This window comes from Acidiphilium multivorum AIU301 (assembly GCF_000202835.1).
Lineage (GTDB): Bacteria > Pseudomonadota > Alphaproteobacteria > Acetobacterales > Acetobacteraceae > Acidiphilium > Acidiphilium multivorum.
In genome coordinates this window covers 1,246,724-1,269,131 of sequence record NC_015186.1, presented here as the reverse complement: position 1 = coordinate 1,269,131, position 22,408 = coordinate 1,246,724, and the positions used below count along the sequence as shown (strand labels likewise).

Annotated in this window: 21 protein-coding genes; 12 read left to right on the top strand and 9 right to left on the bottom strand. The window is 68.6% G+C overall.

The genetic code is table 11. From position 1 onward, the window contains the following. Positions 1-24 precede the first annotated feature (24 nt). From ACMV_RS05560 to ACMV_RS20590, 4 genes are all read left to right on the top strand, one after another. Complete coding sequence (locus tag ACMV_RS05560; RefSeq protein WP_011941746.1) at positions 25-627, top strand: TlpA family protein disulfide reductase; 603 nt, start codon at positions 25-27, stop codon at positions 625-627. A gap of 75 nt (positions 628-702) precedes the next feature. Further along, positions 703-1,932, top strand: a complete 1,230-nt coding sequence (locus tag ACMV_RS05555) for an argininosuccinate synthase (protein WP_007423029.1) — start codon at positions 703-705, stop codon at positions 1,930-1,932. A gap of 12 nt (positions 1,933-1,944) precedes the next feature. Beyond that, entirely contained in the window at positions 1,945-2,334 is a 390-nt protein-coding gene (locus ACMV_RS05550; protein ID WP_007423030.1) for an energy transducer TonB family protein, read from the top strand. Between the two features lie 74 nt (positions 2,335-2,408). Beyond that, positions 2,409-2,936, top strand: a complete 528-nt coding sequence (locus ACMV_RS20590; protein ID WP_041665246.1) for a YMGG-like glycine zipper-containing protein — start codon at positions 2,409-2,411, stop codon at positions 2,934-2,936. 105 nt (positions 2,937-3,041) lie between these two features. On the opposite strand, the gene der is transcribed toward ACMV_RS20590, so the two are convergent. The 3 genes from der to ACMV_RS05530 are packed head-to-tail and all read right to left on the bottom strand — an operon-like array spanning position 3,042 to position 6,420. Beyond that, a complete protein-coding gene (gene der, locus ACMV_RS05540; RefSeq protein ID WP_013639804.1) occupies positions 3,042-4,397 on the bottom strand; it encodes a ribosome biogenesis GTPase Der in 1,356 nt (451 codons plus the stop codon). After that, positions 4,394-5,740 (bottom strand): PQQ-like beta-propeller repeat protein, encoded by a 1,347-nt coding sequence (locus ACMV_RS05535; RefSeq protein WP_231295361.1) that lies wholly within the window; start codon positions 5,738-5,740, stop codon positions 4,394-4,396. Before ACMV_RS05535 ends, der begins: the two co-directional genes overlap by 4 nt. 11 nt (positions 5,741-5,751) lie before the next feature. Further along, positions 5,752-6,420, bottom strand: coding sequence for a tetratricopeptide repeat protein (locus tag ACMV_RS05530; RefSeq protein WP_013639803.1), 669 nt, complete (start codon positions 6,418-6,420; stop codon positions 5,752-5,754). A 148-nt stretch (positions 6,421-6,568) separates the two neighbouring features. Here ACMV_RS05530 and ACMV_RS05525 point away from each other — a divergent pair, with 148 nt between their 5' ends. Further along, positions 6,569-6,922 carry a hypothetical protein gene (locus ACMV_RS05525; protein WP_013639802.1) on the top strand — a complete coding sequence of 118 codons (354 nt, stop codon included), beginning with the start codon at positions 6,569-6,571 and terminating at the stop codon, positions 6,920-6,922. A 157-nt stretch (positions 6,923-7,079) separates the two neighbouring features. On the opposite strand, the gene rpsA is transcribed toward ACMV_RS05525, so the two are convergent. Then, complete coding sequence (rpsA, locus tag ACMV_RS05520) at positions 7,080-8,807, bottom strand: 30S ribosomal protein S1 (protein ID WP_007423283.1); 1,728 nt, start codon at positions 8,805-8,807, stop codon at positions 7,080-7,082. 303 nt (positions 8,808-9,110) lie between these two features. Here rpsA and ACMV_RS05515 point away from each other — a divergent pair, with 303 nt between their 5' ends. Genes ACMV_RS05515 through ligA form a run of 3 tightly spaced genes read left to right on the top strand, consistent with a single transcriptional unit; the run spans position 9,111 to position 13,778 of the window. Then, positions 9,111-10,034 (top strand): outer membrane protein assembly factor BamD, encoded by a 924-nt coding sequence (locus tag ACMV_RS05515; protein WP_007423282.1) that lies wholly within the window; start codon positions 9,111-9,113, stop codon positions 10,032-10,034. A gap of 19 nt (positions 10,035-10,053) precedes the next feature. Further along, the gene (recN, locus tag ACMV_RS05510) at positions 10,054-11,733 is read left to right on the top strand and encodes a DNA repair protein RecN (protein ID WP_013639801.1); all 1,680 of its coding nucleotides are present in this window, start codon (positions 10,054-10,056) and stop codon (positions 11,731-11,733) included. Then, the gene (gene ligA / locus ACMV_RS05505; RefSeq protein WP_013639800.1) at positions 11,730-13,778 is read left to right on the top strand and encodes an NAD-dependent DNA ligase LigA; all 2,049 of its coding nucleotides are present in this window, start codon (positions 11,730-11,732) and stop codon (positions 13,776-13,778) included. The genes recN and ligA overlap by 4 nt, the downstream gene beginning before the upstream one ends. A 39-nt stretch (positions 13,779-13,817) precedes the next feature. Here the strand turns inward: ligA and dksA are convergent, their stop codons facing one another. Both dksA and ACMV_RS05495 read right to left on the bottom strand, forming a co-directional pair. Continuing rightward, complete coding sequence (gene dksA, locus ACMV_RS05500) at positions 13,818-14,234, bottom strand: RNA polymerase-binding protein DksA (RefSeq protein WP_007421674.1); 417 nt, start codon at positions 14,232-14,234, stop codon at positions 13,818-13,820. Positions 14,235-14,355: 121 nt separating this feature from the next. After that, positions 14,356-14,754, bottom strand: a complete 399-nt coding sequence (locus ACMV_RS05495; protein WP_013639799.1) for a flagellar assembly protein FliX — start codon at positions 14,752-14,754, stop codon at positions 14,356-14,358. Between the two features lie 106 nt (positions 14,755-14,860). Between ACMV_RS05495 and ACMV_RS05490 the strand changes: the two genes are divergently transcribed. Genes ACMV_RS05490 through ACMV_RS05475 form a run of 4 tightly spaced genes read left to right on the top strand, consistent with a single transcriptional unit; the run spans position 14,861 to position 17,894 of the window. Beyond that, positions 14,861-16,015, top strand: coding sequence for a flagellar basal body P-ring protein FlgI (locus ACMV_RS05490; RefSeq protein ID WP_013639798.1), 1,155 nt, complete (start codon positions 14,861-14,863; stop codon positions 16,013-16,015). Further along, positions 16,012-16,425, top strand: coding sequence for a rod-binding protein (locus tag ACMV_RS05485; RefSeq protein ID WP_011941756.1), 414 nt, complete (start codon positions 16,012-16,014; stop codon positions 16,423-16,425). The genes ACMV_RS05490 and ACMV_RS05485 overlap by 4 nt, the downstream gene beginning before the upstream one ends. Continuing rightward, on the top strand, positions 16,422-16,829 hold the full coding sequence (locus ACMV_RS05480; RefSeq protein ID WP_013639797.1) for a hypothetical protein: 408 nt from the start codon (positions 16,422-16,424) through the stop codon (positions 16,827-16,829). Before ACMV_RS05485 ends, ACMV_RS05480 begins: the two co-directional genes overlap by 4 nt. A gap of 51 nt (positions 16,830-16,880) precedes the next feature. Beyond that, on the top strand, positions 16,881-17,894 hold the full coding sequence (locus ACMV_RS05475) for a glycosyltransferase family 4 protein (RefSeq protein ID WP_013639796.1): 1,014 nt from the start codon (positions 16,881-16,883) through the stop codon (positions 17,892-17,894). Between the two features lie 36 nt (positions 17,895-17,930). Here ACMV_RS05475 and ACMV_RS05470 read toward each other — a convergent pair whose 3' ends face one another. The 3 genes from ACMV_RS05470 to ACMV_RS05460 all read right to left on the bottom strand — a co-directional run bounded on the left by ACMV_RS05470 (position 17,931) and on the right by ACMV_RS05460 (position 22,408). Beyond that, entirely contained in the window at positions 17,931-19,637 is a 1,707-nt protein-coding gene (locus ACMV_RS05470; RefSeq protein ID WP_013639795.1) for an ATP-binding protein, read from the bottom strand. 216 nt (positions 19,638-19,853) lie between these two features. Beyond that, complete coding sequence (locus ACMV_RS05465; RefSeq protein WP_007421681.1) at positions 19,854-20,486, bottom strand: VC0807 family protein; 633 nt, start codon at positions 20,484-20,486, stop codon at positions 19,854-19,856. Further along, positions 20,483-22,408 carry a S9 family peptidase gene (locus ACMV_RS05460; RefSeq protein WP_013639794.1) on the bottom strand — a complete coding sequence of 642 codons (1,926 nt, stop codon included), beginning with the start codon at positions 22,406-22,408 and terminating at the stop codon, positions 20,483-20,485. The genes ACMV_RS05465 and ACMV_RS05460 overlap by 4 nt, the downstream gene beginning before the upstream one ends.

Sequence of the window (22,408 nt, the reverse complement as noted above, 5' to 3'; positions counted from 1 at the left end):
GGTTTGGAAGAGGTATCGGCGGTCATGCGTTTCGGGCTTTCTCGGCGGCAGTTCGCGGCTCTGGGTGCGGGTCTTGTGCTGCCTGACTTAACTTCGCTCGCCGGGATCGGCAAATCCGCCGAGGCGATGGAGCTGCCGGATGTCGCCCCCAATCTCGACGTGACCGTGCCGCAGCCGCTGCCGGACTTCCACTTCCTCGATGCGTTCGGCCGGCGGCTGACGCTGGCCCATTTCCGCGGCGAGGGGCTGGTGGTGAATTTCTGGGCGACCTGGTGCCCGCCCTGCCGCGCCGAACTGCCCACGCTGGTCGCCCTCAATCCGCGGATCCGGGGCGATGGCATCCGCGTGCTGCCGATCTCCGTGGACAGCCAGGGGATCAAGGCGGTGCGACCCTATTACGCGAAGCACCACATCACCGGCGTGCCGATCCTGCTCGACCCGAGTTCGAGCGCGCTCGACGCGTTCGACGTGAACGGGATTCCCTTCACCGTGATCGTCGACCGCAAGGGGCAGATGGTCGCCTCCCTCCAGGGGGCGGGTGACTGGAACACGCCGGCGACGATCGCGCAGCTGCGCAAGCTGATCGGGCCGAAGCCGGCGGCGGCCTCAGGCACCACGGCGACCTGATCCGCCGCGCCGGCTCTTGCCCCGCCGCGATCCGGCTGATAGGCCGCGCGTGAGGTAGAACCGGGACAGAGAACGATGGCTGAAAACAGCGTGAAGAAAGTTGTGCTGGCCTATTCGGGCGGGCTCGATACGAGTGTCATTCTCCGCTGGCTGCAGACCGAGCGCGGGGCGGAGGTCGTCACCTTCACCGCCGATCTCGGCCAGGGCGAGGAACTTGAGCCGGCGCGGCGCAAGGCCGAGATGTTCGGCGTCAAGGAAATCTTCGTCGAGGACCTGCGCGAAACCTTCGTGAAGGATTTCGTCTTCCCGATGTTCCGCGCCAACGCGCTCTACGAGGGCCAGTACCTGCTGGGCACCTCGATCGCCCGGCCGCTGATCGCGCAGCGGCAGATCGAGATCGCCGAGGCGGTTGGCGCGGACGCCGTGGCGCATGGCGCGACCGGCAAGGGCAACGACCAGGTCCGCTTCGAACTGGCCTATTACGCGCTGAAGCCGGATGTGAAGGTCGTCGCCCCCTGGCGCGAGTGGAACCTGACGAGCCGCACCAAGCTGCTCGAATTCGCCGAGGCGCACCAGATTCCCATCGCCAAGGACAAGCGCGGCGAGGCGCCCTTCTCGGTCGATGCCAACCTGCTGCACTCCTCCTCCGAGGGCAAGATCCTCGAAGACCCCGCGCAGGCGCCGGACGAGATCGTCTACCAGCGCACCATCAGCCCCGAGGCGGCGCCGGACGTGGTGACGGAAATCAGCATCGATTTCGCGCAGGGCGACGCGGTGGCCCTGAACGGCGTGGCGCTCTCGCCGGCCACGCTGCTGACCAGGCTCAACGAGCTTGGCCGCGACAATGGCATCGGCCGGCTCGACCTCGTCGAGAACCGTTTCGTCGGCATGAAGTCGCGCGGCGTCTACGAAACGCCGGGCGGCACGATCCTGCTCGCGGCGCATCGCGCCATCGAGAGCATCACGCTCGACCGCGAGGCGGCGCATCTGAAGGACAGCCTGATGCCGCGCTATGCCGAGCTGATCTACAACGGCTTCTGGTTCAGCCCGGAGCGGCGGATGCTGCAGGCGCTGATCGACGCCAGCCAGAACTCCGTCACCGGCCGCGTGCGCCTGAAGCTCTACAAGGGCAACGTGATCGTCGCCGGCCGCGAAAGCCCCAACTCGCTCTACTCGGCGCGGATGGTCACTTTCGAGGATGACGAGGGCGCCTACAACCAGCAGGACGCGGCGGGGTTCATCAAGCTGAACGCCCTGCGCCTGCGCCTCGGCGGCGCCATCGGCCGGCGCGGCGGCGCGCTGTAAGGCATCCGGGTGATGGATCGGCGGTTCCGGCCCTTCGCCCGTCTTGCCGCCGCCGGCGGCCTTGCCCTGCTGCTCGCGGCCGGGGCGTTTGCCGCGCCGGCGCAGCACCCTATCGACGCCAGGACCCGCGCCGCGCTCGACCGCGAGGCGCATGCCCTGCTGCGGCAGAAGGGCGTCACCCATGTCGGTTTCTACGGGTTCACCATCGATCCGGCCGGGCATGTGACGAGCGCCTGGGTCGTGCGGTCCGCCGGCAATCCCCGGCTGGACGAGGCCGCGCTGGCCATGATCCGCAAGGCGATCCTGAAGCGCCGGCCAGCGGGCGCGCCGGCCCGGATGCAGTTCGTCATCCCGATCGAATTCCGCCGCCACGGCGCGCCGGTCGCGCCGTCTGCTCCATAATCGCCATATTTCGACCATGGCCGGGCCATGTTGCCCGGCTATCCGGATGGTGCGTACGAATGGAGGACCACAGCATGCAACAGATCCTTTCGACCCGCGCGCTCCGGCGTGCCGGCCTTGGCGTGGCGGTGATCGCCTCGGCGCTGGCGCTCGCCGGTTGCACCAATCCCTATGATCCGGGCCAGCGCGCTCTCGGCGGCGCCGCGATCGGCGCCGGCGCCGGTGCCGCGATCGGTGCCGCGACCGGCGGCAGCCCGGCGACCGGCGCGCTGATCGGTGGTGCCGTGGGGGCCGCGGGCGGCGCGCTGACAACCCCGTCCCCGCCGCCGCCGCCGCCGCCCGGCTATTACCGCAACGGCCAACCGGGATATGGCCAGGGCGGATACGATCGCCAGTACTACAATTCCGGCCGTCGCCCCGAGGACCGGCGCGACATGAACCGGTACCCCGACCAGCAGCAAGGCGGCTATTACGGCAACGGCTATCCCGGCGGATCGTATCAGCAGGGCGGCCAATACCAGTATCAGAACGGCAACCAGGGCGGCCCCTATCAGGGAAGCCCGTATGATCAGGGCAATGGCTACCCGAACGGCCAGTATTAGGGCAATTTTCCGATCCTTACGGATCGGATGATGCACTGGTGTCCTGCGCCTGAAATTCGTGGGTGAATTTCAGATTCGGGACACTAGCGGCATGCGCCGGCCCGGTTACTCGTCGGCGTAGGGGTTCTTGGTGCCGCGCAACGCGAGGCGGATCGGCGTGCCTTCGAGGCCGAACCGCTCGCGCAGCGAATTGACGAGGTAGCGCTGGTAGCTGTCGGGCGTGAGTTCCGCCCTGGTGCCGAACACCGCGAAGCTGGGCGGCCGCGCCTTGACCTGGGTGATATAGCGCAGCTTGAGCCGGCGCCCCTCGACCAGCGGCGGCGGGAAGCGTTCCAGCGCGCCCTCGAACCAGCGGTTGAGTGCGGAGGTGGTGACCCGCGTGTTCCAGATGCGGTCCGCCTCGCGCACCGCCGGCAGCAGTTTCTTGACACCCTCGCCGGTCTCGCCCGAGAGCGGCACCAGCGTGATCCCCTTCATCTGCGAGAGCGAGTGTTCCATCCGTTCGAGAATCGCGCGGCGGGTGCGGTCGCGGTCTTCCACCAGGTCCCACTTGGTCAGCGCGATGACGCAGGCGCGGCCCTCGCGCTCGATCAGCCGGGCAATGGTGAAATCCTGGTCGTGCAGCCCCTCATGCGCATCGATCGCGAGCACCACCGTATCGGCGAATTTCAGCGCCTCGATCGTCGATGAGGTGGAGAGTTTCTCCAGCCCCGCCTCGACCCGCGCGCGCCGGCGCAGCCCGGCGGTGTCGAACAGCCGATAGCGCCGCCCGGCCGAATCGGTCAGTTCGGCGGCGATCGCATCGCGGGTCAGGCCGGGTTCCGGGCCGGTGATCACCCGCTGCTCGCCCAGCAGCCGGTTCATCAGGGTCGACTTTCCGGCATTCGGCCGCCCGACGATGGCGAGGTGCATCGGCCGTTCGCCATCCTCATCCTCGACCTCGTCCGTCTCGGGCAGCGCCTCGATGATGCGGTCGATCAGGTCGGACACGCCCTCGTTATGCTCGGCGGATACCGCCACCGGCTCGCCGAGGCCGAGTTCATAGGCCTCCAGCGCCGCGTTGCTGCCGCCGCGCCCCTCCGCCTTGTTGGCGACGACAATCACCGGCTTGCCCGCCCGGCGCAGCCAGGCGGCGAAATGCCGGTCCTCCGGCAGCAGGCCGGCGCGGGCGTCGAACACGAACAGCACGAGATCCGCCTCGTCCACCGCCGTCCCGGTCGAGGCGCGCATCCGGCCCGGCAGCGTGTCCGGCGGCGCTTCCTCAAGCCCTGCGGTGTCGATCAGCTGGACCTTCACCCCGGCAAGCTCGCCCCAGGCTTCCTTGCGGTCACGCGTAACCCCCGGCTCGTCGGCGACGAGCGCGATGCGCTTGCCCGCCAGCCTGTTGAACAGGGTGGATTTGCCGACATTCGGCCGCCCGCAGATCGCGACCCGCGGGGTGCGGGCAGGGGAGGTGGTCATCGATAGGCGGTCAGCACCGCGTTGCGGGTCAGCGCGAACAGCGTTCCCGCGGCGGCGATCGGGGCAAGATCGGCCTCTCCGTCGAGCGCGAGGCCGGCGGCGAGCGGAGTGGTCAGCCGGCCCGTCGCGGCATCGACCACGATCATCCGCTTGTCGGAACCGGTCAGGACCAGGCCGGCGCCGGCGGCGAGCGGGCCATGCCACGAAATCGGCTGCTTGTGCCGCTTCGGATCGCCATAGGCCGGCAGTTCGGTCACCCACGCGACGGCGCCGTCAGCGACATGGATCGCGGCGAGGCGCTGGTTTTCCGTCAGCAGGAACAGCCAGTCGCCGGCGACGGCCGGGGTCTCGCTGCCGCCCGCGCTGATCCCCCAGATGCGCCGTCCCGAATGCAGGTCGAACGCGACGGTGGTGCCCGCGAGGCCGGTGGCGATCGCCAGACCCCCGGCGATCACAGGGCTCGCCACGATGCTGGACACGTCGAGCGGATTGGTCTGGTCATACCCGGCCGCGAGGCTCTGCTCCCAGACGGCGGAGCCGCCGGTCGCGTTCACGCCGGCGAACACGCCCGAGCCGAAACCGGCGACGACGATGCCATCCTGATAGGCCGGCGTGCCGGCGCCGAACATCGAGCCGCCCGAGCCGTTGCCGGTGGGGAAGCGCCAGGCAAAGTCGCCGGTCTTCGCATCGAAGGCCTGTAGCGTGTCGTCGAGCATGATGACGAAGATCAGCCCGCCGCCAAGGCCTGGCGCCGAGCGGAACGGCTGGTCGAGCGTCTTGGTCCAGCGCGGCTTGCCGCTGGCCGGATCGAGGGCCAGGAGCTGGCTGAAGCCGGACGCGACGTAGAGCGTGGTGCCGTCCGCCGCCAGCCCGCCGCCATAGGCGAAGCTGTTGTCGTGCTTCGGGCGCATGGGGTGGCGCCAGAGCCGCTGGCCGCTGGCGATCGAATGGGCTTCGACCACGCCAAGCGCATCCATCGTGAACACGCGCCCGCCGGCGGCGACCGGGGCGGCGTGCAGCGTGCGGCGATAGGTGGCTCCGGCGCCGACATCCCGGCGCCATGCCATGGTCAGCCGCGCGGGCAGGGCGCTGACGCCGGCATCATGCGCGGCATTGGCGCCCGCCTGACCCCAGACCGCGTGGCTGCGCGGCGCCGGCAGCGTCACCGCGGGCGCGCCGCTGGAGACGGAAAGCGGATTGTGCGGCGGCAGGACCGGGATCTTGCGGCCCGGAACCGGCGGCTTCACTGCCTTCGAAAACAGGCTGCATCCGGTGAGCAGCGCCATCGAGGAGAGCAGCGCGCCGCGCCGCCCGAGAGTGGAAAGGGCGCGAAGGTCGGTCATGGTGCGGCTTGTCATCCGTTCAGTTTCGCGATCAGGCCCTGGGCGAGGTTCCGCAGGTTGGGCGGCGAGGCGGGATCGGCGCTCACCTCTTCGAGCAGGCCATGCGCCGACTTCGTCTTGCCGGCCTTCATGTCGAGCAGGGCGAGGTCGAGCTGCGCGAGCGGCTGCCATGGGTTGCCCGGCTTGTTGAGGGTCGCGAGCCGGGCACGCACATCGGCATCCGGTTTCACGCCCATCTCGTGCTGGGCGAGGAGGAGGAGCGCGAGATCGTGGACCGGCGGCGTGGCGCCGCTGTTGGGCGCCGCGACCGCCGCCCAGAGCTGGCCCGCCGTCTTGAGGTCGCCGGCCTGGGCGTAGAGCGCGGCGGCGCGCAGCCGGGCGAGGTTGGCATAGCCGGCGGGGGCGGTGCCGGCGAAATCGACCAGCCGTTTCGCATCGCCAATGTCGCCCGATTTGGTCAGCCCGGCTTCCTGCTGGCCGATCTGGCTGGTCAGGGTCACGTAGCGGTCCGCCGCCTTCAGGTCCTGCTGATGGCGATGCCATTGCCACGCCTTCCAGCCGCCGATCGCGAGCAGCACGAAGGCGGCCGCCCCGGCCAGCGCGCCGGCATAGCGCATGAGGAACTCGCGGGTGCGCTCGGCACGCAGGTCTTCGGCAACTTCGTCGAAAATATCGGGCACGCTGGCTCTCGCTCGTTTCGCGCAGGGGGCGGGGCCGCCACGCGCAGAGTGGATCGGGTCGGTCGGGCGGACCATAGCCGCGCGCGGGGCGTTGGGCAACGTAACCAGGTCTTCATTTTTTCATGCCATTCTGCCGCCGATGCGACGAATGCTTGCCCTGTTCTGTGTGATCCCGCTTGCCGGTTGCGGTATCGGCACTGGCGCGACCGTGGCCGCCAACGTGGTCACGCTGACCACGATCCATCGGACGGTGCCGGATGCGGTAGTGTCTCTGATATCCGGACGCAACTGCTCGATGGTCCGGCTCGATGAGCAGAAGAGCTACTGCGTGCCGAAATACGTGCCGCCGCCGCCGCCGCCCTATTGCACGCAGACGCTCGGGGATCCCGAGTGCTGGGCCGATCCGGAAAAGCTGCCCGATCACGCGCCGCAGATCGCCGAAGGTCCCTACAAGCTGACGACCCCCGCGCAGATCGCCAGCGCCGAGGGCCGTTGGCCCTGACATTGCGACCCGGGACTCCGGGTCCGCCGCTTCCCGGGGCCGGTGCGGCGCAACGGGCGGAGTCCAGGCCCGATCGACCTTGCTGCATCCATCACGCCGAAACAACAAACGCCGCCCGTGAGGGCGGCGTTTGCCAGTCTTGGCCGGTCGTGCCGGTTCAGTTTTCGCTCTGAGCCTGCTGGTTGCGGCGGCGGATGGCGGCACCGAGGATGTCGCCGAGCGAGGCGCCCGAGTCGGAGGAGCCGTAATCGGCCATGGCCTGCTTCTCCTCGTCGATCTCCTTGCCCTTGACCGTGAGCTGCAGCTTGCGCGCGGCGCGGTCGACGGCGGTGATCTTGGCGTCGATCTTCTCGCCGACGGCGAACTTCTCCGGCCGCTGGTCCGACTTGTCGCGCGCCAGCTCGGCGCGGCGGATGAAGCCGGTGAGCACGTCGTCCACCTTCACCTCGAGCCCGTTCGACTGCACGGCGGTGATCACGCAGGTCACGATCATGCCCTTGTGGACACGGTCGAGCACGCCGGCGGCGGGATCTTCCTCGAGCTGCTTCACGCCGAGGCTGATGCGCTCCTTCTCGACATCGACGTCGAGAACCTTCGCCTTGACCATCTCGCCCTTGTTGAACTTGGCCATGGCGAGTTCGCCCGGCTCGTCCCAGGACAGGTCGGACATGTGGACCATGCCGTCGATGTCCGGCGCGAGGCCGATGAACAGGCCGAACTCGGTGATGTTGCGGATCTCGCCCTCGACGATCGAGCCGACGGGGTGTTCGTCGAGGAACTGCTCCCACGGGTTGCGCTGGACCTGCTTGAGGCCGAGCGAGATGCGGCGCTTGCCGGCATCCACGTCGAGCACCATGACCTCGACTTCCTGGCTCGTCGCCACGATCTTGCCCGGATGCGCGTTCTTCTTGGTCCACGACATCTCGGAGACGTGCACGAGACCCTCGACGCCCGGCTCCAGCTCCACGAAGGCGCCGTAGTCGGTGATGTTGGTGACCCGGCCGGTGACCTTGATTCCCGGCGGATACTTGACATCCACACCTTCCCACGGATCGGTCTCGAGCTGCTTCATGCCGAGGCTGATGCGCTGGGTGTCGGGGTTGAAGCGGATCACCTGCACGCGCACCGGCTGGCCGATGGTCAGCGCCTCGGCCGGGTGGTTGATGCGGCGCCAGGCGATGTCGGTCACATGCAGCAGGCCATCGACGCCGCCGAGATCGACGAACGCGCCGTAATCGGTGATGTTCTTGACCACACCGTCGAGGATCTGGCCTTCCTTGAGGCCCTGGATCAGCTCGCTGCGCTGTTCCGCCCGGGTTTCCTCGAGCACCGCGCGGCGCGAGACCACGATGTTGCCGCGCGCGCGGTCCATCTTGAGGATCTGGAACGGCTGCTGCACGCCCATCAGCGGGGTGACGTCGCGCACCGGGCGGATATCGACCTGGCTGCCCGGCAGGAACGCGGTGGCGCCGCCGAGATCGACGGTGAAGCCGCCCTTGACGCGGCCGTGGATCACGCCGTTGACCCGCGCCTGCTGCTCATAGGCGCGCTCCAGCGCCGTCCAGGCCTCTTCGCGCCGCGCCTTCTCGCGCGACAGGACGATCGAGCCGTCCTTGTCCTCGTAGCGCTCGATATAGAGGTCGAACGTGTCGCCGGACTTGATCTCCTGCGCGCCGAATTCCTTCAGCGGCACGCGACCTTCGCTCTTCAGCCCGACATCGACGACGACGTAATCGTCATCGATCCGCGAGACCCGGCCGGAAACGACCGAGCCCTCGAAGCCGGTATTGCTGCCGAGCGTGCTGTCGAGCAGCGCGGCGAAGTCCTCTGTACCGGTGGTGTGATCAGCGCCCTGCGAGCGCATGGCAGTTGCGGTTGAACCCATGAAGCGGTTTAAATCCTTGAAACGAGGCCAAAAAGCGGCCGGTTTGGTTTGCGCGCCACGCCGTATGTCCGATCATCGTGGCCACGTCTGCCCGGCTTTGCCGGGTGGGGTTGAGGGGTATCGCCTGGCCGCATCCGCCGGAAAGGGACGCCGCAATGACGACAGGCCGCATGCACCTCGCCCGCGGCTGTGGCCGGGGATAGGCCTTTTTACCTTGTTTTGCAAGCATTCCGGCGCGATTCCACGGTCCCGCCGCGGCCGGAGGCTTCGCGCCGCCGAATGACATGCTATAAGCCCGCCCCGATGACGCACTCGCAGACTCCGGCTCGGCCGGCCCCGTTCCTTCCCCCGCAGGCGCGGAAGCGCCCGCGACGCGCCGGCGCGCTGTCGGCCCTGGTCCTGCTGATGCCGCTGGCTCTGGGCGGCTGCGGCCTGTTCGGCGGCGGAGCCAAGACCGGCACCTCAAGCGGTCACGACGGCGCGGACAAGACCTTGTCCAAGCCGCTCAAGCCGGCTTCGGCCCTCTATGCCGACGGCATCGCCTATCTCCACAAGGGCGAGAACAAGAAGGCGGCGCGGACCTTCGGCGAGATCGAGGTCAACTACCCCTATTCGACCTGGGCGAGCCATGCCGAACTGCTGCAGGGCTACGCGGAATACCGCGAGCAGAATTTCGATTCGGCGGTCAGCGCGCTCAACCGGTTCATCGAGCTCCATCCGGCCAGCCCGGAAGCCGCCTACGCCTATTATCTGAAGGCGCTCTGCTTCTACGAGCAGATCGAGGACGTGCAGCGCGACCAGACCTTCACCCTCGAGGCCGCGCAGGCCCTGCAGGACGTGATATCGCGCTTCCCCGACAGCGCCTATGCGCGCGATGCGCGGATCAAGCTCCGGCTGGTCGAGAATCGCCTGGCCGGGCACCAGATGGAGGTCGGCCGGTTCTACCAGCGGCAGAATCTCTATGCCGCCGCGATCAGCCGCTACCAGGTGGTGGTCCAGCAATACCAGACGACGACCTTCGTCCCCGAGGCGCTCGACCGGCTGGTGGAGTGCTATCTCGATCTCGGGCTGGTCAAGGAAGCGCGCCGGAATGCCGCCGTGCTCGGCTACAACTATCCCGGCTCGCGGTGGTACCGGAATGCCTATGCCACGCTCCGCAGCCACGGGCTTCTGAACGGTGCGGTGAAGCCGAAGGCCTCGGGCGGGTTCCTTTTCGGCCTGCTCTGAACGGAGGCGCGCCGGGGTCATGCTCATAGCGCTCTCCATCCGCGACGTGATCCTGATCGACCGGCTCGATATCGGCTTCGAGCCCGGGCTGACCGTCTTCACCGGCGAGACCGGCGCGGGCAAGTCGATCCTGCTCGATTCGCTCGGCCTCGCGCTCGGCGACCGTGCCGATGCCGGATTGGTGCGGGCCGAGGCGAAACAGGCGGTCGTCACCGCGTCGTTCGCCGTGGCCGCCGGCCATCCGGCGCAGGCCCTGCTGGCCGACCAGGGAATCGACGCCGGCGATGAAATCCTGCTGCGGCGGATCGTGACGCGCGACGGCAAGTCCCGCGCCCTGGTGAACGACCAGCCGGTCAGCGTCGCCCTGCTGCGCCGGGCTGCCGACCTGCTGATCGAGATCCAGGGCCAGCATGCCCAGATCGGGCTGACCGATCCGGCGACCCAGCGCGACATGCTGGACGAATTCGGCGTCGATCCCGCCCTGCGCGAGACGGTCGCCTCGCTGTTCGCCTCGTGGCGCGCCGCCGAGGCCGCCCGGGCGGATGCCGAGGCGGCGCTCGAATCGGCGCGGCGCGACGAGGATTTCCTGCGCCACGCGGTCGAGGAACTCTCCGCCCTGGCGCCGCGCGCGGGCGAGGACGAGGAACTCGCGGCTGCGAGGCAGCATCTTCAGGGCGCCGAACGGCGGGCCGAGGCGATCGGCAGCGCGCTCGCCGAACTCACCCCGCGCGAGCGCCGCTCCGCCGGTCCCGCGGCAACGCTGCGCGCCGCCGCCCGCGCGCTCGCCCGCATCGCGGAAGCCGATCAGGGGCCGTCCATCGGCCCGGCGCTCGCCGCGATCGAACGGGCCGAGGAAGCGCTCGCCGAGGCCGAAACCCTGCTCTCCCGCGCCGTCTCGGAGGCCGAGGCCGACCCGCGCGGCCTCGAGGCGATCGAGGAACGGCTGTTCGCCCTGCGCGGCATGGCGCGGAAACACGCGGTTCCGGTCGTCGAACTGCCGGCGTTGCTGGAAACCTTCGCCGCAAGGCTCGCCACGCTCGATGCCGGCACCGAGGAACTCGCCCGCGCCGAGGCCGCGAGCCGCGCCGCCCGCACTGCCTATCGCGAGGCGGCCGCCGCCCTCAGCGAGGCCCGCAGCACCGCGGCGGAACGGCTGGCCGCGGCGGTGGCGCGGGAACTCGCGCCGCTCAAGCTCGATCGCGCGCGGTTCGTCGTCTCCCGCACCGACCTGCCGGAGGCGCAATGGAACGCGCGCGGCGCGGACACCGTGCGCTTCCTCGTCGCGACCAATCCGGGCAGCGCGCCCGGCGCGCTCGACAAGGTGGCGTCCGGCGGCGAACTGTCGCGCCTGCTGCTGGCGCTCAATGTGGTGCTTGCCGGCGAATCGCCGGTCGGCGCGCTGATTTTCGACGAGGTGGACAGCGGCATCGGCGGCGCCACCGCGGCCGCGGTGGGCGAGCGCCTCGCCCGGATCGCCCGCGAGACGCAGGTTCTGGTGGTGACCCATTCGCCGCAGGTCGCCGCCCGCGCCGATGTGCATTTCCAGGTCAGCAAGGCCAGCGGCCGCGACCGGGCGCGCACCACCGTGACACGACTCGACACCACCGCCCGCCAGGAGGAAATCGCCCGCATGCTCGCCGGGGAAACCATCACCGACGCCGCCCGCGACGCGGCGCGCAGCCTCATGGCCGGATCGTGACGAGTCCCACGGGCGGCGGGCCGGAACCGGCCAACCCGAAGGCACGCCTGGCCGAACTGATCGAGCGGCTCGCCGCCGCCGATGCCGCCTATTATCGCGACGATGCGCCGATCATGGACGATGCGGCCTATGACGCGTTGCGCCGCGAAGCCGCGTCCCTGCGCGCCGCGCATCCCGATCTCGCCGCCGCCCTCGACCAGGTCGGCACGACCCCGTCCGGCGCGTTCGGCAAGGTGCGCCACCGCATTCCCATGCTCTCTCTCGACAACGTGTTCGAGCCCGCGGATTTTGTCGAATTCTGCGCCAGCATCCGCCGCTTCCTCGGCCTCGGCACGGCCCCGCTCGCCTTCGTGGCCGAACCCAAGATCGACGGTCTGTCGATCTCGCTGACCTACGAGAACCGCCGCTTCGTGCGTGGCGCGACGCGCGGCGACGGCACCGAGGGCGAGGACGTCACCGAAAACCTCCGCACGCTGCGCGAACTCCCCGCAACCCTGCCGGACGACGCGCCCGATTTCATCGAGATCCGCGGCGAGGTCTACATGACCAAGACGGATTTCATCGCGCTCAACCAGGGCCAGGCGCGCCAGTTCGCCAATCCGCGCAATGCGGCGGCCGGCAGCCTGCGCCAGCTCGACCCTGCGGTCACCGCGTCCCGCCGGCTGTCGCTCTTCGCCTATGCGCGCGGGGCGTCGAGCGAAGCGGTGGGCGAGACCCATTGGGACTATCTCGCGACGCTGCGGCGCTGGGGCTTCCCGGTGAACCCGCTGGCGGAGCGGGTGAGCGAGGCGGCCGCGGAACCCTTCCAGCGCTCCATCGGCGAGCGCCGCGCCGGGCTCGACTACGACATCGACGGCGTCGTCTATAAAATCGACGACCTCGCCCTGCAGGAACGCCTCGGCTTCGCCGGCCGGGCGCCGCGCTGGGCGGTGGCCTGGAAATTCCCCGCCGAACGGGCGCTGACCACGCTGCGCGGGATCGACATCCAGGTCGGCCGCACCGGCGCGCTCACCCCCCGCGCCCGGCTCGACCCGGTGAATGTCGGCGGCGTGCTGGTCAGCCACGCGACCCTGCACAACGAGGACGAGATCGCCCGCAAGGACGTGCGCATTGGCGACACGGTCGAACTCCAGCGCGCCGGCGACGTGATCCCGCAGATCCTCCGCGCCCTGCCCGAGCGCCGCCCGGCCGACTCGGTGCCCTTCGTCTTCCCCGATCACTGCCCGGCCTGCGGCGCGCTGGCGATCCGCCCAGCCGGCGAGGTGGTGCGCCGCTGCACCGGCGGGCTGAGCTGCCCGGCCCAGGTGGTCGAGCGCCTGATCCATTTCTGCTCTCGCCTCGCCTTCGACATCGAGGGCATGGGCGAAAAGACGGTCCAGGAGTTCCACGGCCTCGGCTGGCTCGAAAGCCCGGCGGACATTTTTACCCTCCGCGACCGCGAGGCCGCGATCGCGGCGCTGGAGGGCTGGGGCGAGGTCTCGGCGCGCAAGCTGATCGCCGCGATCGACGCCCGCCGGCGGATTTCCCTCGCGCGCTTCATCTACGCGCTCGGCATAAGGCGGATCGGCGAGCAGAACGCGAAGCTGCTGGCGCGGCACTATTCATCCTATGCCGTGTGGCGGCGGCAGATGGAGGAGGCGGGCGTGATCGGTTCCGACGCGCGGCTGGAACTCGGTTCGATTTCCGGGATCGGCCCATCGATCGCCGAGGAACTCGCCGGTTTCTTCGCCGAACCGCATAACCGCGACCTGCTCGACCGCCTGGTGCCGATACTGACCATCGAGGACGAGGTCGCGGCGGCGGGCGGGGCGCTCGCCGGCAAGACGATCGTTTTCACCGGCACCCTCGAGTCGCTCACCCGCCCGGAGGCCAAGGCGCGGGCGGAGGCGCTGGGGGCCAGGGTGACCGAGTCCGTCTCGAAGAAGACCGACTTCGTGGTGGTGGGCGCGGACGCCGGCTCGAAGGCCGCGAAAGCAACCAGCCTCGGCGTGACCGTCCTCAGCGAGGCGGAATTCCGATCTCTCGCGGGGCTTCCGCCCGGTTGAACGCCGGCGCGGTCACCGCGTCGGCGTTCAAAGCATCCGTCAGTCGTCCCGCTGGATCCGCTCCTGCCGCTCGTGGCGTTCCTGCGCCTCGATCGACAGTGTGGCGATCGGCCGTGCCATCAGCCGTTTCAGGCCGATCGGCTCGCCGGTTTCCTCGCAATAGCCATAAGTGCCGTTTTCGATCCGGGCGAGTGCCTGGTCGATCTTGCCGATCAGCTTGCGGGCGCGGTCCCGGGTGCGCAATTCGAGGGCCCGGTCGGTTTCGACGCTGGCCCGGTCGGTAATGTCGGGTTCGAGAATGCCGCCCTCGGACAGGCTGGCGAGGGTTCCGTTGGCTTCCATCAGCAGGTCGTGCCGCCAGCGAAGCAGCTTCTGGCGGAAAAATTCGACCTGCATCGGATTCATGAACTCTTCATCCTCGCTCGGCGAATAGTCCGGTGCAAGAGTAATTAACATTAATGTCAGTTCCTCCAACGCACGAGCCTCTGATCCAGTCGATGAGAGGCCGCAGGTGGCCGGCTTATAGCCGCGCGGCAATCGGACGCCAAGGCCACGAAGGGAGCAATTCACCGTATGGTCACAACCTTTCGTGGCGGGCGAGTTCCACTCTCGCGCGCAGCCTGATGGCGCCGATGACGGTCTGCAGCGCCGGATCGGCGGGACGGGGCATGTTCTCGATCATCTGGCGCAGCGCGTCGAGATCCGGCCGGGCGCCGCCGAGCAGCGCGGCCTGGAGCGCGGCGAGCGATCCGAGCGTCTGTTCGCCGGCCCTGTGCGCGGCGCGGTCGCGCCGGACCGGTCCGTCCTCGTCCTGCAGGCTGATCAGCCCGGCCATGTCCACCGGCGCGACCGCGATGGCGGCCTGCTGGCTCTGGGTCGTGATCGTGAAGCCGCCGCCTGCCGCAGCGGCGGGACCGGTCCTGCCGCCAATGCCGCCGACCGGCCCGCTGCCGCGCAGCCCTGAAACTCTCGTCATTCAACTCTCCATCCGAAGCCGCCGCCTCACAAAATTTCTGATAGCTGCAAATTGTTAACTTTTTGCTGCGAAAGTCCTGTGCAGTGACCAAAATGATCGCGCCAGGATGACCCGAAATTTCTTTGTAATCTGCTGCAGCGGCCAGCATCGCTGGCGGGCGGTTCTGCTGATCGCCTGGGCGGCGGTCTGCATCCTTGTCCAGTGCATGCGCCCGGCATTTTCCGAGGTCCGGATCAAGGATATCACCGACATACAGGGGATACGAGACAACCAGCTGATCGGCTACGGCCTCGTCGTCGGCCTCAGAGGTACCGGCGACTCGCTGAACAACTCGATCTTCACGCGCCAGTCGCTCATCGGCATGCTCGAACGGCTCGGCGTGAACACGCAGAACCAGGCCCAGAACCTGCAGACCAAGGACATCGCGGCCGTCATGGTCACGGCGAACCTGCCGGCTTTCGCCCATAGCGGCGAGACGATCGACGTCACGGTGTCGGCGATGGGCGATGCGACGGATCTGACCGGCGGCACGCTGCTGGTGACCCCGCTGCTCGGCGCCGATGGCCGGGTCTATGCCGTCGCCCAGGGTTCGCTGGTCACCGGAGCCATCCAGGCCGCGGGGGCGAACGCATCCTTCACGCAGGGCGTGCCTACGGTCGGCCGGATCACGAACGGCGCCATCGTCGAGCGTTCGGTCAGCTTCAAGCTGGCTTCCGAGAAGACGCCGAAACTCGAGCTCCGCAACCCCGATTTCACGACCGCGATGCGTATTTCGCGTGTCATCGACGAGCGTCTTGGTCCGGGGATTGCAACGGTGGACGATCCGCGCACGATCACCCTTGATCTCAAGGGGCGCAATGTCGTCAGCGATCTGGCCGAGATCGAGGATCTGCGCGTTCAGCCGTCTACGCCTGCGGTCGTCGTCGTCGACGAGGCGACCGGCACCATCGTGATGGGTGCGAATGTGCGGATCAGCACCGTCGCCATCGACGAGGGGAACATCACCGTCACGGTGAAGAACACCCCGGTTGTCAGCCAGCCCAATCCGCTCGCCGGCGGCACCACCGTCGCGACATCGCAGACCTCGATTTCCGTGAAGAAGGACAGGGGGAAGAAGATGGATATCGTGCACGGCAATATCAGCCTGCAGCAACTGGTTTCGAGCCTGAATTCGCTGGGTGTCGCACCGCACGACATGATCAGCATCCTCCAGGCGATCAAGGCGGCCGGCGCCCTGCAGGCACGGCTGGTCGTGCAATGACCGTGGGCTCCGTATCCGGTCTGCCTCTCGGTGCGGCGCTCGATTCGCTCACCAAGCCGCAGGCCGCGCCGCTTCCCCGGGCCGGCCAGTCGCCCCAGGGCAGTGCCGAAATCGTGAAGGCCGCCCATCATTTCGAGGCGATGGCGATCGCCCAGCTGCTCAAGCCGATGTTTTCCTCCGTCGGCTCGGCGCAGGCGCCATTCGGCGGCGGCTCGGTCGAGAAATCGTTCCGGCCCTTCTTCATCGACGCGATCGCGAAGTCGATCGAGGCGCGGGGCGGCCTCGGCCTGGCTCCGATGATCGAACGCGCGCTCGAGGCGGACCAGCAGAAGGCGAAAATGTCATCCGGCGCGACGTCGCACGGCGCGGCGTCTCCGGCGCCCTCCTCATCGACAGGATCAGGTTCATGAACAACGACACATCACCGGGTAGTGCAATCGAAGCCGCCGAGGCCCTGGCCGCGATCCTGGAAGAGGAAAACCGCAGCCTCTCGATTCAGGATTTTGCCGTGAGCGCGGCGCTTGCCGAGGCCAAGCGCGCGGCGATCGGCCGCCTGGAGGCCGCCCTGGATCTCGGCGTCGCCGGGAAACCGCGCGACGGCCGGCGGGTCGAGGCGGTGCAGCAGCGCCTGGACGCGGCGGCGGCGGCCAACGGGAAATTGCTGCGCCAGGCGATCGAGACGCAGCAACGGGTGATCCAGACGGTCATGCAGGCGCTCGATACGAGCCGCGCGGCCGGTGAGCCGTTGCAGCCCTATGGCCAGGAGGGCGCGGCGCGGCCGACCGCCCCCGTCGCGCTCGTCCTGCGGGCCTGATCTCACCGCCGATCTCTGGCCAGATCGGGGTGCCTGTGGCATCCCGGTTCCATGAAGCTGGTGCTGATCACAGAAGCCCCGTTCAAATCCGTGACGGGCGCATCGTTCTACCACCGCCGCCTGCTCGCTGCCTGGGGGGAACTGGGGGGAAGTTCGGAGGTTCACGCGCTGGATGCGCCGGTCGCATCCTCATTCGCTGAGCGGATGGATGCCGGGGCGCTCGTGCTTGTGGAAGGTGCGGCCTTCGAATTTGCGCGTGATGCGATTCCCGCGCTGCAGGCGCGCGGGGCGATTGCCCTCATCCACCATCCGACAGCCCTGGAGCCGGGCACGCCGGAGGACCGTCGGCAGGCGCTCAAGGCATTCGAGCGTCAGGTCCTGCCCGGTTTCAGCCGCGTCATCGCCGCGAGCGATCCGATCGCCGACAGGCTGTCGGCCGAATTCGGCGTCATCCGCGAACGGATCACGGTGCTGGTTCCCGGGACCGACCGCTATCCATGCCGTACATTGAGCCCGGTCCCGCCCGACGGCAGCCCCTGCACGCTGCTGGCCCTCGGAACCCTGACATACCGCAAGGGGCACGACATTCTGCTCCGCGCGCTTGCGACGCTGCACGATCTCGACTGGCGGCTGGTCCTGGCGGGAGAGCCGCGCGATCCGGATTATGCCGCGGGGCTCGACCGTCTTTCCGCCGATCTCGGCATTGCCGGGCGCGTTGAACGGCGCGGGCCGCTCACCGGCGGCGCGCTCGATGATGCCTGGTCGGAGGCGGACATGTTCGCGCTGGCGACGCGCTTCGAGGGATTCGGCATGGCGATTGCCGAGGCGATGGCGCGCGGCTTGCCCGTCGCCATCTGCGACGGCGGCGCGGCCGGCCAGCTCGTGCCCACCGGGGCCGGCATCGTCGCCCCGGTTGATGACGTCGCCCAGCTCGGCAAGGCGCTGCGCCGCCTGGTCTTCAGCCCGGCGCTGAGGGCGCAGATGGGCGCCATTGCCTGGAAACATGCTGGCGGCCTGCCGAACTGGCCGGATCAGGCAAGGGCCCTGCGCGCGCTCGCCGGCTGAAACCGCCGGATCGACGATTTCCCGAGGAGCGTCCGGTCAGCCCATGCTTCGGGGCGGTGTCGCCGTCCGGCTATGGGCCAGCAACAGGCCGACCTGCGTGTTAAGGCAGCCGAACGAGAAGGGCTTTCGCAGCATCGCGGTGGGCGCGCTGTCGAACGGCGGTCCGGACGATGTGGTTTCGTCCAGCCCGGTCACGAAAAGAAGGGGCAGTTCGGGGCGGTCGGCGCGCGCGGCAAGGGCCAGTTGCCGTCCATTCATGGCGCCGGGCAGCCCGATATCGGCGATCAGCAGATCGATATCCGGCTCCGCGCGAAGGATCGCGAGGGCGGCTTCCGCGTCCGCGGCCATCCGCACGGAAAATCCCTGTTCGCGGAGCATGTCGGCGAGCAGCGTGCGCAGGCCCGGCTCATCATCGACGACGAGGATGAGGCCGGAGGTTTCGTCCCATCGCATGTCGGGCGCCGGCGCCGGAGCGTCTGATGTTTCTGTGGCGCCGGAAAGCTGGTTGCAGGGAATGAACAGACTGATCTTCGTGCCCCTGCCGGCCTCGCTGGCAAGTTCGATGTGCCCGCCCGACTGCTTGATGAAACCATACACCATCGACAGGCCGAGCCCGGTGCCCTGGCCTGCGGGCTTGGTGGTGAAGAACGGCTCGAAGACGCGGTCCTTGACGTCTTCCGACATGCCGCAGCCGGTATCCGTGATGGTCAGCCGGACATAGTCGCCTTCCGTGTGCGTCTGGCCGCGGGCGGGTGCTACCAGCGTGGCATTGCTCGCCTCGATCGTGAGCCTGCCGCCTTCCGGCATCGCGTCGCGTGCGTTGATGGCGAGGTTCAGCAGCGCGTTCTCCAGCTGGTTGCGATCGCAGAAGCCGGCGCGGAGATCCGGCGGGTAGAGCGTTTGCACCTCGATGGCCGGCCCCACGGTCCGGTCGATCAGTTCGTGCAGGTCGTCGAGCAGCGTCGCCACCGAGATGGCGGCGGGCGCCAGGGCTTGCCGGCGCGCGAAGGTCAGCAGCCGCTGGGTCAGGCCGGCGGCCCGGCTCGCGGCGCTGCGCGCGCCATCGAGATAGGACATCGCGGACGCGTGGTCGCCCTGCTCGATCCGCGTCGCCAGCATGTCGAGATTGCCAAGAATCCCGGTGAGAAGATTGTTGAAGTCGTGCGAAATACCGCCCGTCAGCTGGCCGATCGCCTCCATTTTCATCGACTGCCGCAACGCGGTCTCGACCTCCTCGCGCTCGCGCACCTGGTTCGTCGTTTCCGTCAGGGCGGCGTGCACCCCGTCGATCCGGCCGTCGGCGTCGAGAATCGGCGTATAGGACAGGCTGAGCCAGATCTGCTCGGGGCTGTCGCCACGGTCGGACACCAGGCTGTAATCGTGCAGCACCACCGTCTCGCCCGCGTGGACACGGGCGAGAATGTCGCGGATGAAGCGCTTCATGCGCGGGTTCGCCTGCGCCGCCGGCTGCCCGAGGCTGCCGGGATGATGCCGGCCAAGCAGCGCGGCGCAGGCGTCGTTGTAGATCAGGATGCCCTCGGGGCCCCACATTGTCGCGATGGCGATGTCCGAGCGGCAGATCAGCTGCACGGTCCGCCGCCGGATTGCCGACCAGGTATCGATCGGGCCGAGCGGTGTCGCGGCCCAGTCAAAACCGGCGATCATGGCGGGCATGAACGCTTCGGGCGCCGGATCGGTCGCACCGGCCTGCGCCAGCGTCAGCGGGATCGAAGTCTCAGCCACCGTCGGTTGTCTCCAGCCCGCGGCCGGGAACCGGCGTCCCGCGCGGTCACATCATTGCCGTGGCGAGGTCGCCCTCCGCCGCATTTTTGCCCCGTTCCGTCACAAGCCCGGCACTCGCAGTCTGTCGGTAAAACAAGATTTGGTTAAAACTCATACGGACTTGATACATGTCCAATATATGAATGTAATGTCATGAATTTTAAATGTAGGTAGGTCTCATCCTTCCAGAAGTCCAGCCTTTTCCGCGGAACGGCCATAGAGGAAGGTCCACAGCATCAGCAGCCCGATGGTCACGTAGCCGACGATCGGCCCGACGATGAGAAACCGGCCGACCGGCAGCGAAAACACCAGCACGCTGCGCACGGCCGTCTCCACCACCAGCCCGATGCCCCAGACGATCGTCATCACCGTCATCACCCGCCGGAAGCCCGGCTGGTGGCGATAGGATTCGAATTCCGCGCTGTCCTCGGCCGATTGCCGCTTCAGGCTGGCGCTGGCGAGCACATAGATCAGCGGCCGGCGGATCAGCGCCGAGACGATGAAGATGAAGCCGATCAGTCCGGTGACTAGCGATTCCCGCATCAGCAGCAGCTTGGGCGAACCGCCGAGCGCGAACCCGGCGAGCGAGAGCGCGATGCCGCCGAGCACCATGACCGAGATCGCGTCGACCCGCCGGTGGCGGGCGAACTCGACGAGGCTCCAGACGATCGGCGGCGCCGCCGAGGCCATGATCGCGTGGATCTCGCCGATATGCGGCTTGCTGAAATGATAGACGGTCCAGGGCAGCAGGAAATTGAACAGGATTTCCAGCGCCATCATGACGCGCTTGCGGGTGACGATGCCCTTCATGGCAGGATCTCCGCCCCTTCGAGGAGTTGCGCCGTCGACCGGCCGATCTCTTCCGCCGCCAACGCTTCCGCCCGCCCGCCGAGATGGGCGGCGAGGAAATGCTCGGTGATCGCGTTGAAGGCGATGCTGTTCTCCGGCCGCGCGAAACCGTGCCCCTCGTCGGGGAACAGGACGTAGGTCACCGCGATCCCCTTCGCCTTCAGCGCCGCCACCATCTGGTCGGACTCGGCCTGCTTCACCCGCGGGTCGTTCGCCCCCTGGCCGATCAGCAGCGGCCGGGCGAGGCGCGCGGCCTGGTGCACTGGCGAGCGCTCGCGCAGCAGCGCCGCGCCCTCCGGCGTCGCCGGGTCGCCGAGCGCGCGGGTGAAGATGCTGCGCCCCGCCTCCCAATAGGGCGGAATCGTCGCGAGCAGGGTTTCGAGATTGGACGGACCGACGATGTCCACCCCGCAGGCATAGCGCTCCGGATTCCGGGTCATCGCGGCGAGCGTCGCATACCCGCCATAGGACCCGCCCATGATGGCGATCCGGCTTGGATCGGCGATGCCCTGGCCGATCGCCCAGTCCACCGCATCGAGCAGGTCGTCATCCATCGCCCGGCCCCATTCGCGGTCGCCGGCATTGAGGAACGCCTTGCCGAACCCGGTCGAGGCCCGGAAATTGACCGACAGCACGGCATAGCCCCGGTTGGCCAGCCACTGGTGATACGGGTTGAACCCGAAGGAATCCCGCGCCCACGGCCCACCATGCACCAGCAGCACCAGCGGCCGCGGCGCCGATCCCCCATCCGCCGGCAGGGTGAGGTACGACACGAGGGACAGCCCGTCCCGTGCGGCGATCACCACCGGGCGCATCGGTGCGAGCGGGGCGTCGGCAAGGTCGGGCCTTGTGTCGTAGAGCTTCTCCAGCGCCCGCGTCTTCCGGTCATACAGCCAGGCCACGCCTGGGGCGGTGTCCGAGGCGGCGCCGACGATCCAGAACCGGTCGTCCTCGCTGCGCGACTGGATGCCCCAATCGCCGATCCCGGCGGCATCGAGCGCGTCGAGATCCGGCTGGATCGCGGGATCGAGCGCCACGTAGCGGTTGCGCTCGTAATTCACGCCATAGGCGAGCGGCGTGTTCTCGTGCAGCCGGACGATGATCTCGCCGATATCCGCCCGCGCATCCTCGGCGAGCATGGTGGCCTCGCCGGTCTCGAGGTCGAGGCGGAACAGCGCGGCGGTATCGCGCCCGGCGCTGCTCAGCATCAGCGTCGCCCGCCCATCGGCGGTGAACAGGCCAAGCACGCCCGAGGTCATCGCGTCTTCCGGCGCGAAACGCATGAACGGCGCCCAGCCGCCGGCGCCATCCGGGCGCAGCACCGTCTGGCTGCCGTCGCCCTCCAGCCGCGCGGCGAGGCGCAGGGCGAAATCCTCGTCCACATCGAAGCCGGCGAGGCCGGGATTTTCCGCGATCATCGTCGACCGCCCGGTCGCGATCTCGATCCGGTAGAGATCCGGCCATTGCGGGTCGCGCGCGTTGTGGCTGACCACCGCCTCGCCGGGATGGCGGGGGGAGAGCTTGACGATGCTCGCCTGGATCGGGCCGTGCGGCGTCAGGTCGCGCATCGCCCCGGTCTCGCGGTCGACGGCGTGGAGATGGAAATTCTCGTCCCCGTCATTGTCCTTGACCACGAGAAGATGCCGCCCGTCATGCGCCCAGGCATAGCCCGGAATGCCGCGCCGCCGCTCGTCGGTCAGCGGCCGCGCCGCGTCGATCCGCCCGCGCGGGGCGACGAAGAGGTTCATCACCCCGTTGCGCGGCGCGAGAAAGGCGATCGTGCCGCCATCGGGGCTGATCTGCGCGCCCGCCCGGCGCGGATTGCCGAACAGGGCGGCGCGCGGAATGAGGGGCAGGGCGGTGGTGTCTGTCGTGCGGTCCAT

What these genes read in the sequence shown, in the direction of transcription:
- ACMV_RS05560 (WP_011941746.1), top strand. Translation starts at nt 25, where the DNA reads ATGCGTTTCGGGCTTTCTCGGCGGCAGTTCGCGGCTCTGGGTGCGGGT.
- ACMV_RS05555 (WP_007423029.1), top strand. Translation starts at nt 703, where the DNA reads ATGGCTGAAAACAGCGTGAAGAAAGTTGTGCTGGCCTATTCGGGCGGG.
- ACMV_RS05550 (WP_007423030.1), top strand. Translation starts at nt 1,945, where the DNA reads ATGGATCGGCGGTTCCGGCCCTTCGCCCGTCTTGCCGCCGCCGGCGGC.
- ACMV_RS20590 (WP_041665246.1), top strand. Translation starts at nt 2,409, where the DNA reads ATGCAACAGATCCTTTCGACCCGCGCGCTCCGGCGTGCCGGCCTTGGC.
- der (WP_013639804.1), bottom strand. Translation starts at nt 4,397, where the DNA reads ATGACCACCTCCCCTGCCCGCACCCCGCGGGTCGCGATCTGCGGGCGG.
- ACMV_RS05535 (WP_231295361.1), bottom strand. Translation starts at nt 5,740, where the DNA reads ATGACCGACCTTCGCGCCCTTTCCACTCTCGGGCGGCGCGGCGCGCTG.
- ACMV_RS05525 (WP_013639802.1), top strand. Translation starts at nt 6,569, where the DNA reads ATGCTTGCCCTGTTCTGTGTGATCCCGCTTGCCGGTTGCGGTATCGGC.
- rpsA (WP_007423283.1), bottom strand. Translation starts at nt 8,807, where the DNA reads ATGGGTTCAACCGCAACTGCCATGCGCTCGCAGGGCGCTGATCACACC.
- ACMV_RS05515 (WP_007423282.1), top strand. Translation starts at nt 9,111, where the DNA reads ATGACGCACTCGCAGACTCCGGCTCGGCCGGCCCCGTTCCTTCCCCCG.
- recN (WP_013639801.1), top strand. Translation starts at nt 10,054, where the DNA reads ATGCTCATAGCGCTCTCCATCCGCGACGTGATCCTGATCGACCGGCTC.
- dksA (WP_007421674.1), bottom strand. Translation starts at nt 14,234, where the DNA reads ATGTTAATTACTCTTGCACCGGACTATTCGCCGAGCGAGGATGAAGAG.
- ACMV_RS05495 (WP_013639799.1), bottom strand. Translation starts at nt 14,754, where the DNA reads ATGACGAGAGTTTCAGGGCTGCGCGGCAGCGGGCCGGTCGGCGGCATT.
- ACMV_RS05490 (WP_013639798.1), top strand. Translation starts at nt 14,861, where the DNA reads ATGACCCGAAATTTCTTTGTAATCTGCTGCAGCGGCCAGCATCGCTGG.
- ACMV_RS05485 (WP_011941756.1), top strand. Translation starts at nt 16,012, where the DNA reads ATGACCGTGGGCTCCGTATCCGGTCTGCCTCTCGGTGCGGCGCTCGAT.
- ACMV_RS05480 (WP_013639797.1), top strand. Translation starts at nt 16,422, where the DNA reads ATGAACAACGACACATCACCGGGTAGTGCAATCGAAGCCGCCGAGGCC.
- ACMV_RS05475 (WP_013639796.1), top strand. Translation starts at nt 16,881, where the DNA reads ATGAAGCTGGTGCTGATCACAGAAGCCCCGTTCAAATCCGTGACGGGC.
- ACMV_RS05465 (WP_007421681.1), bottom strand. Translation starts at nt 20,486, where the DNA reads ATGAAGGGCATCGTCACCCGCAAGCGCGTCATGATGGCGCTGGAAATC.
- ACMV_RS05460 (WP_013639794.1), bottom strand. Translation starts at nt 22,408, where the DNA reads ATGGACCGCACGACAGACACCACCGCCCTGCCCCTCATTCCGCGCGCC.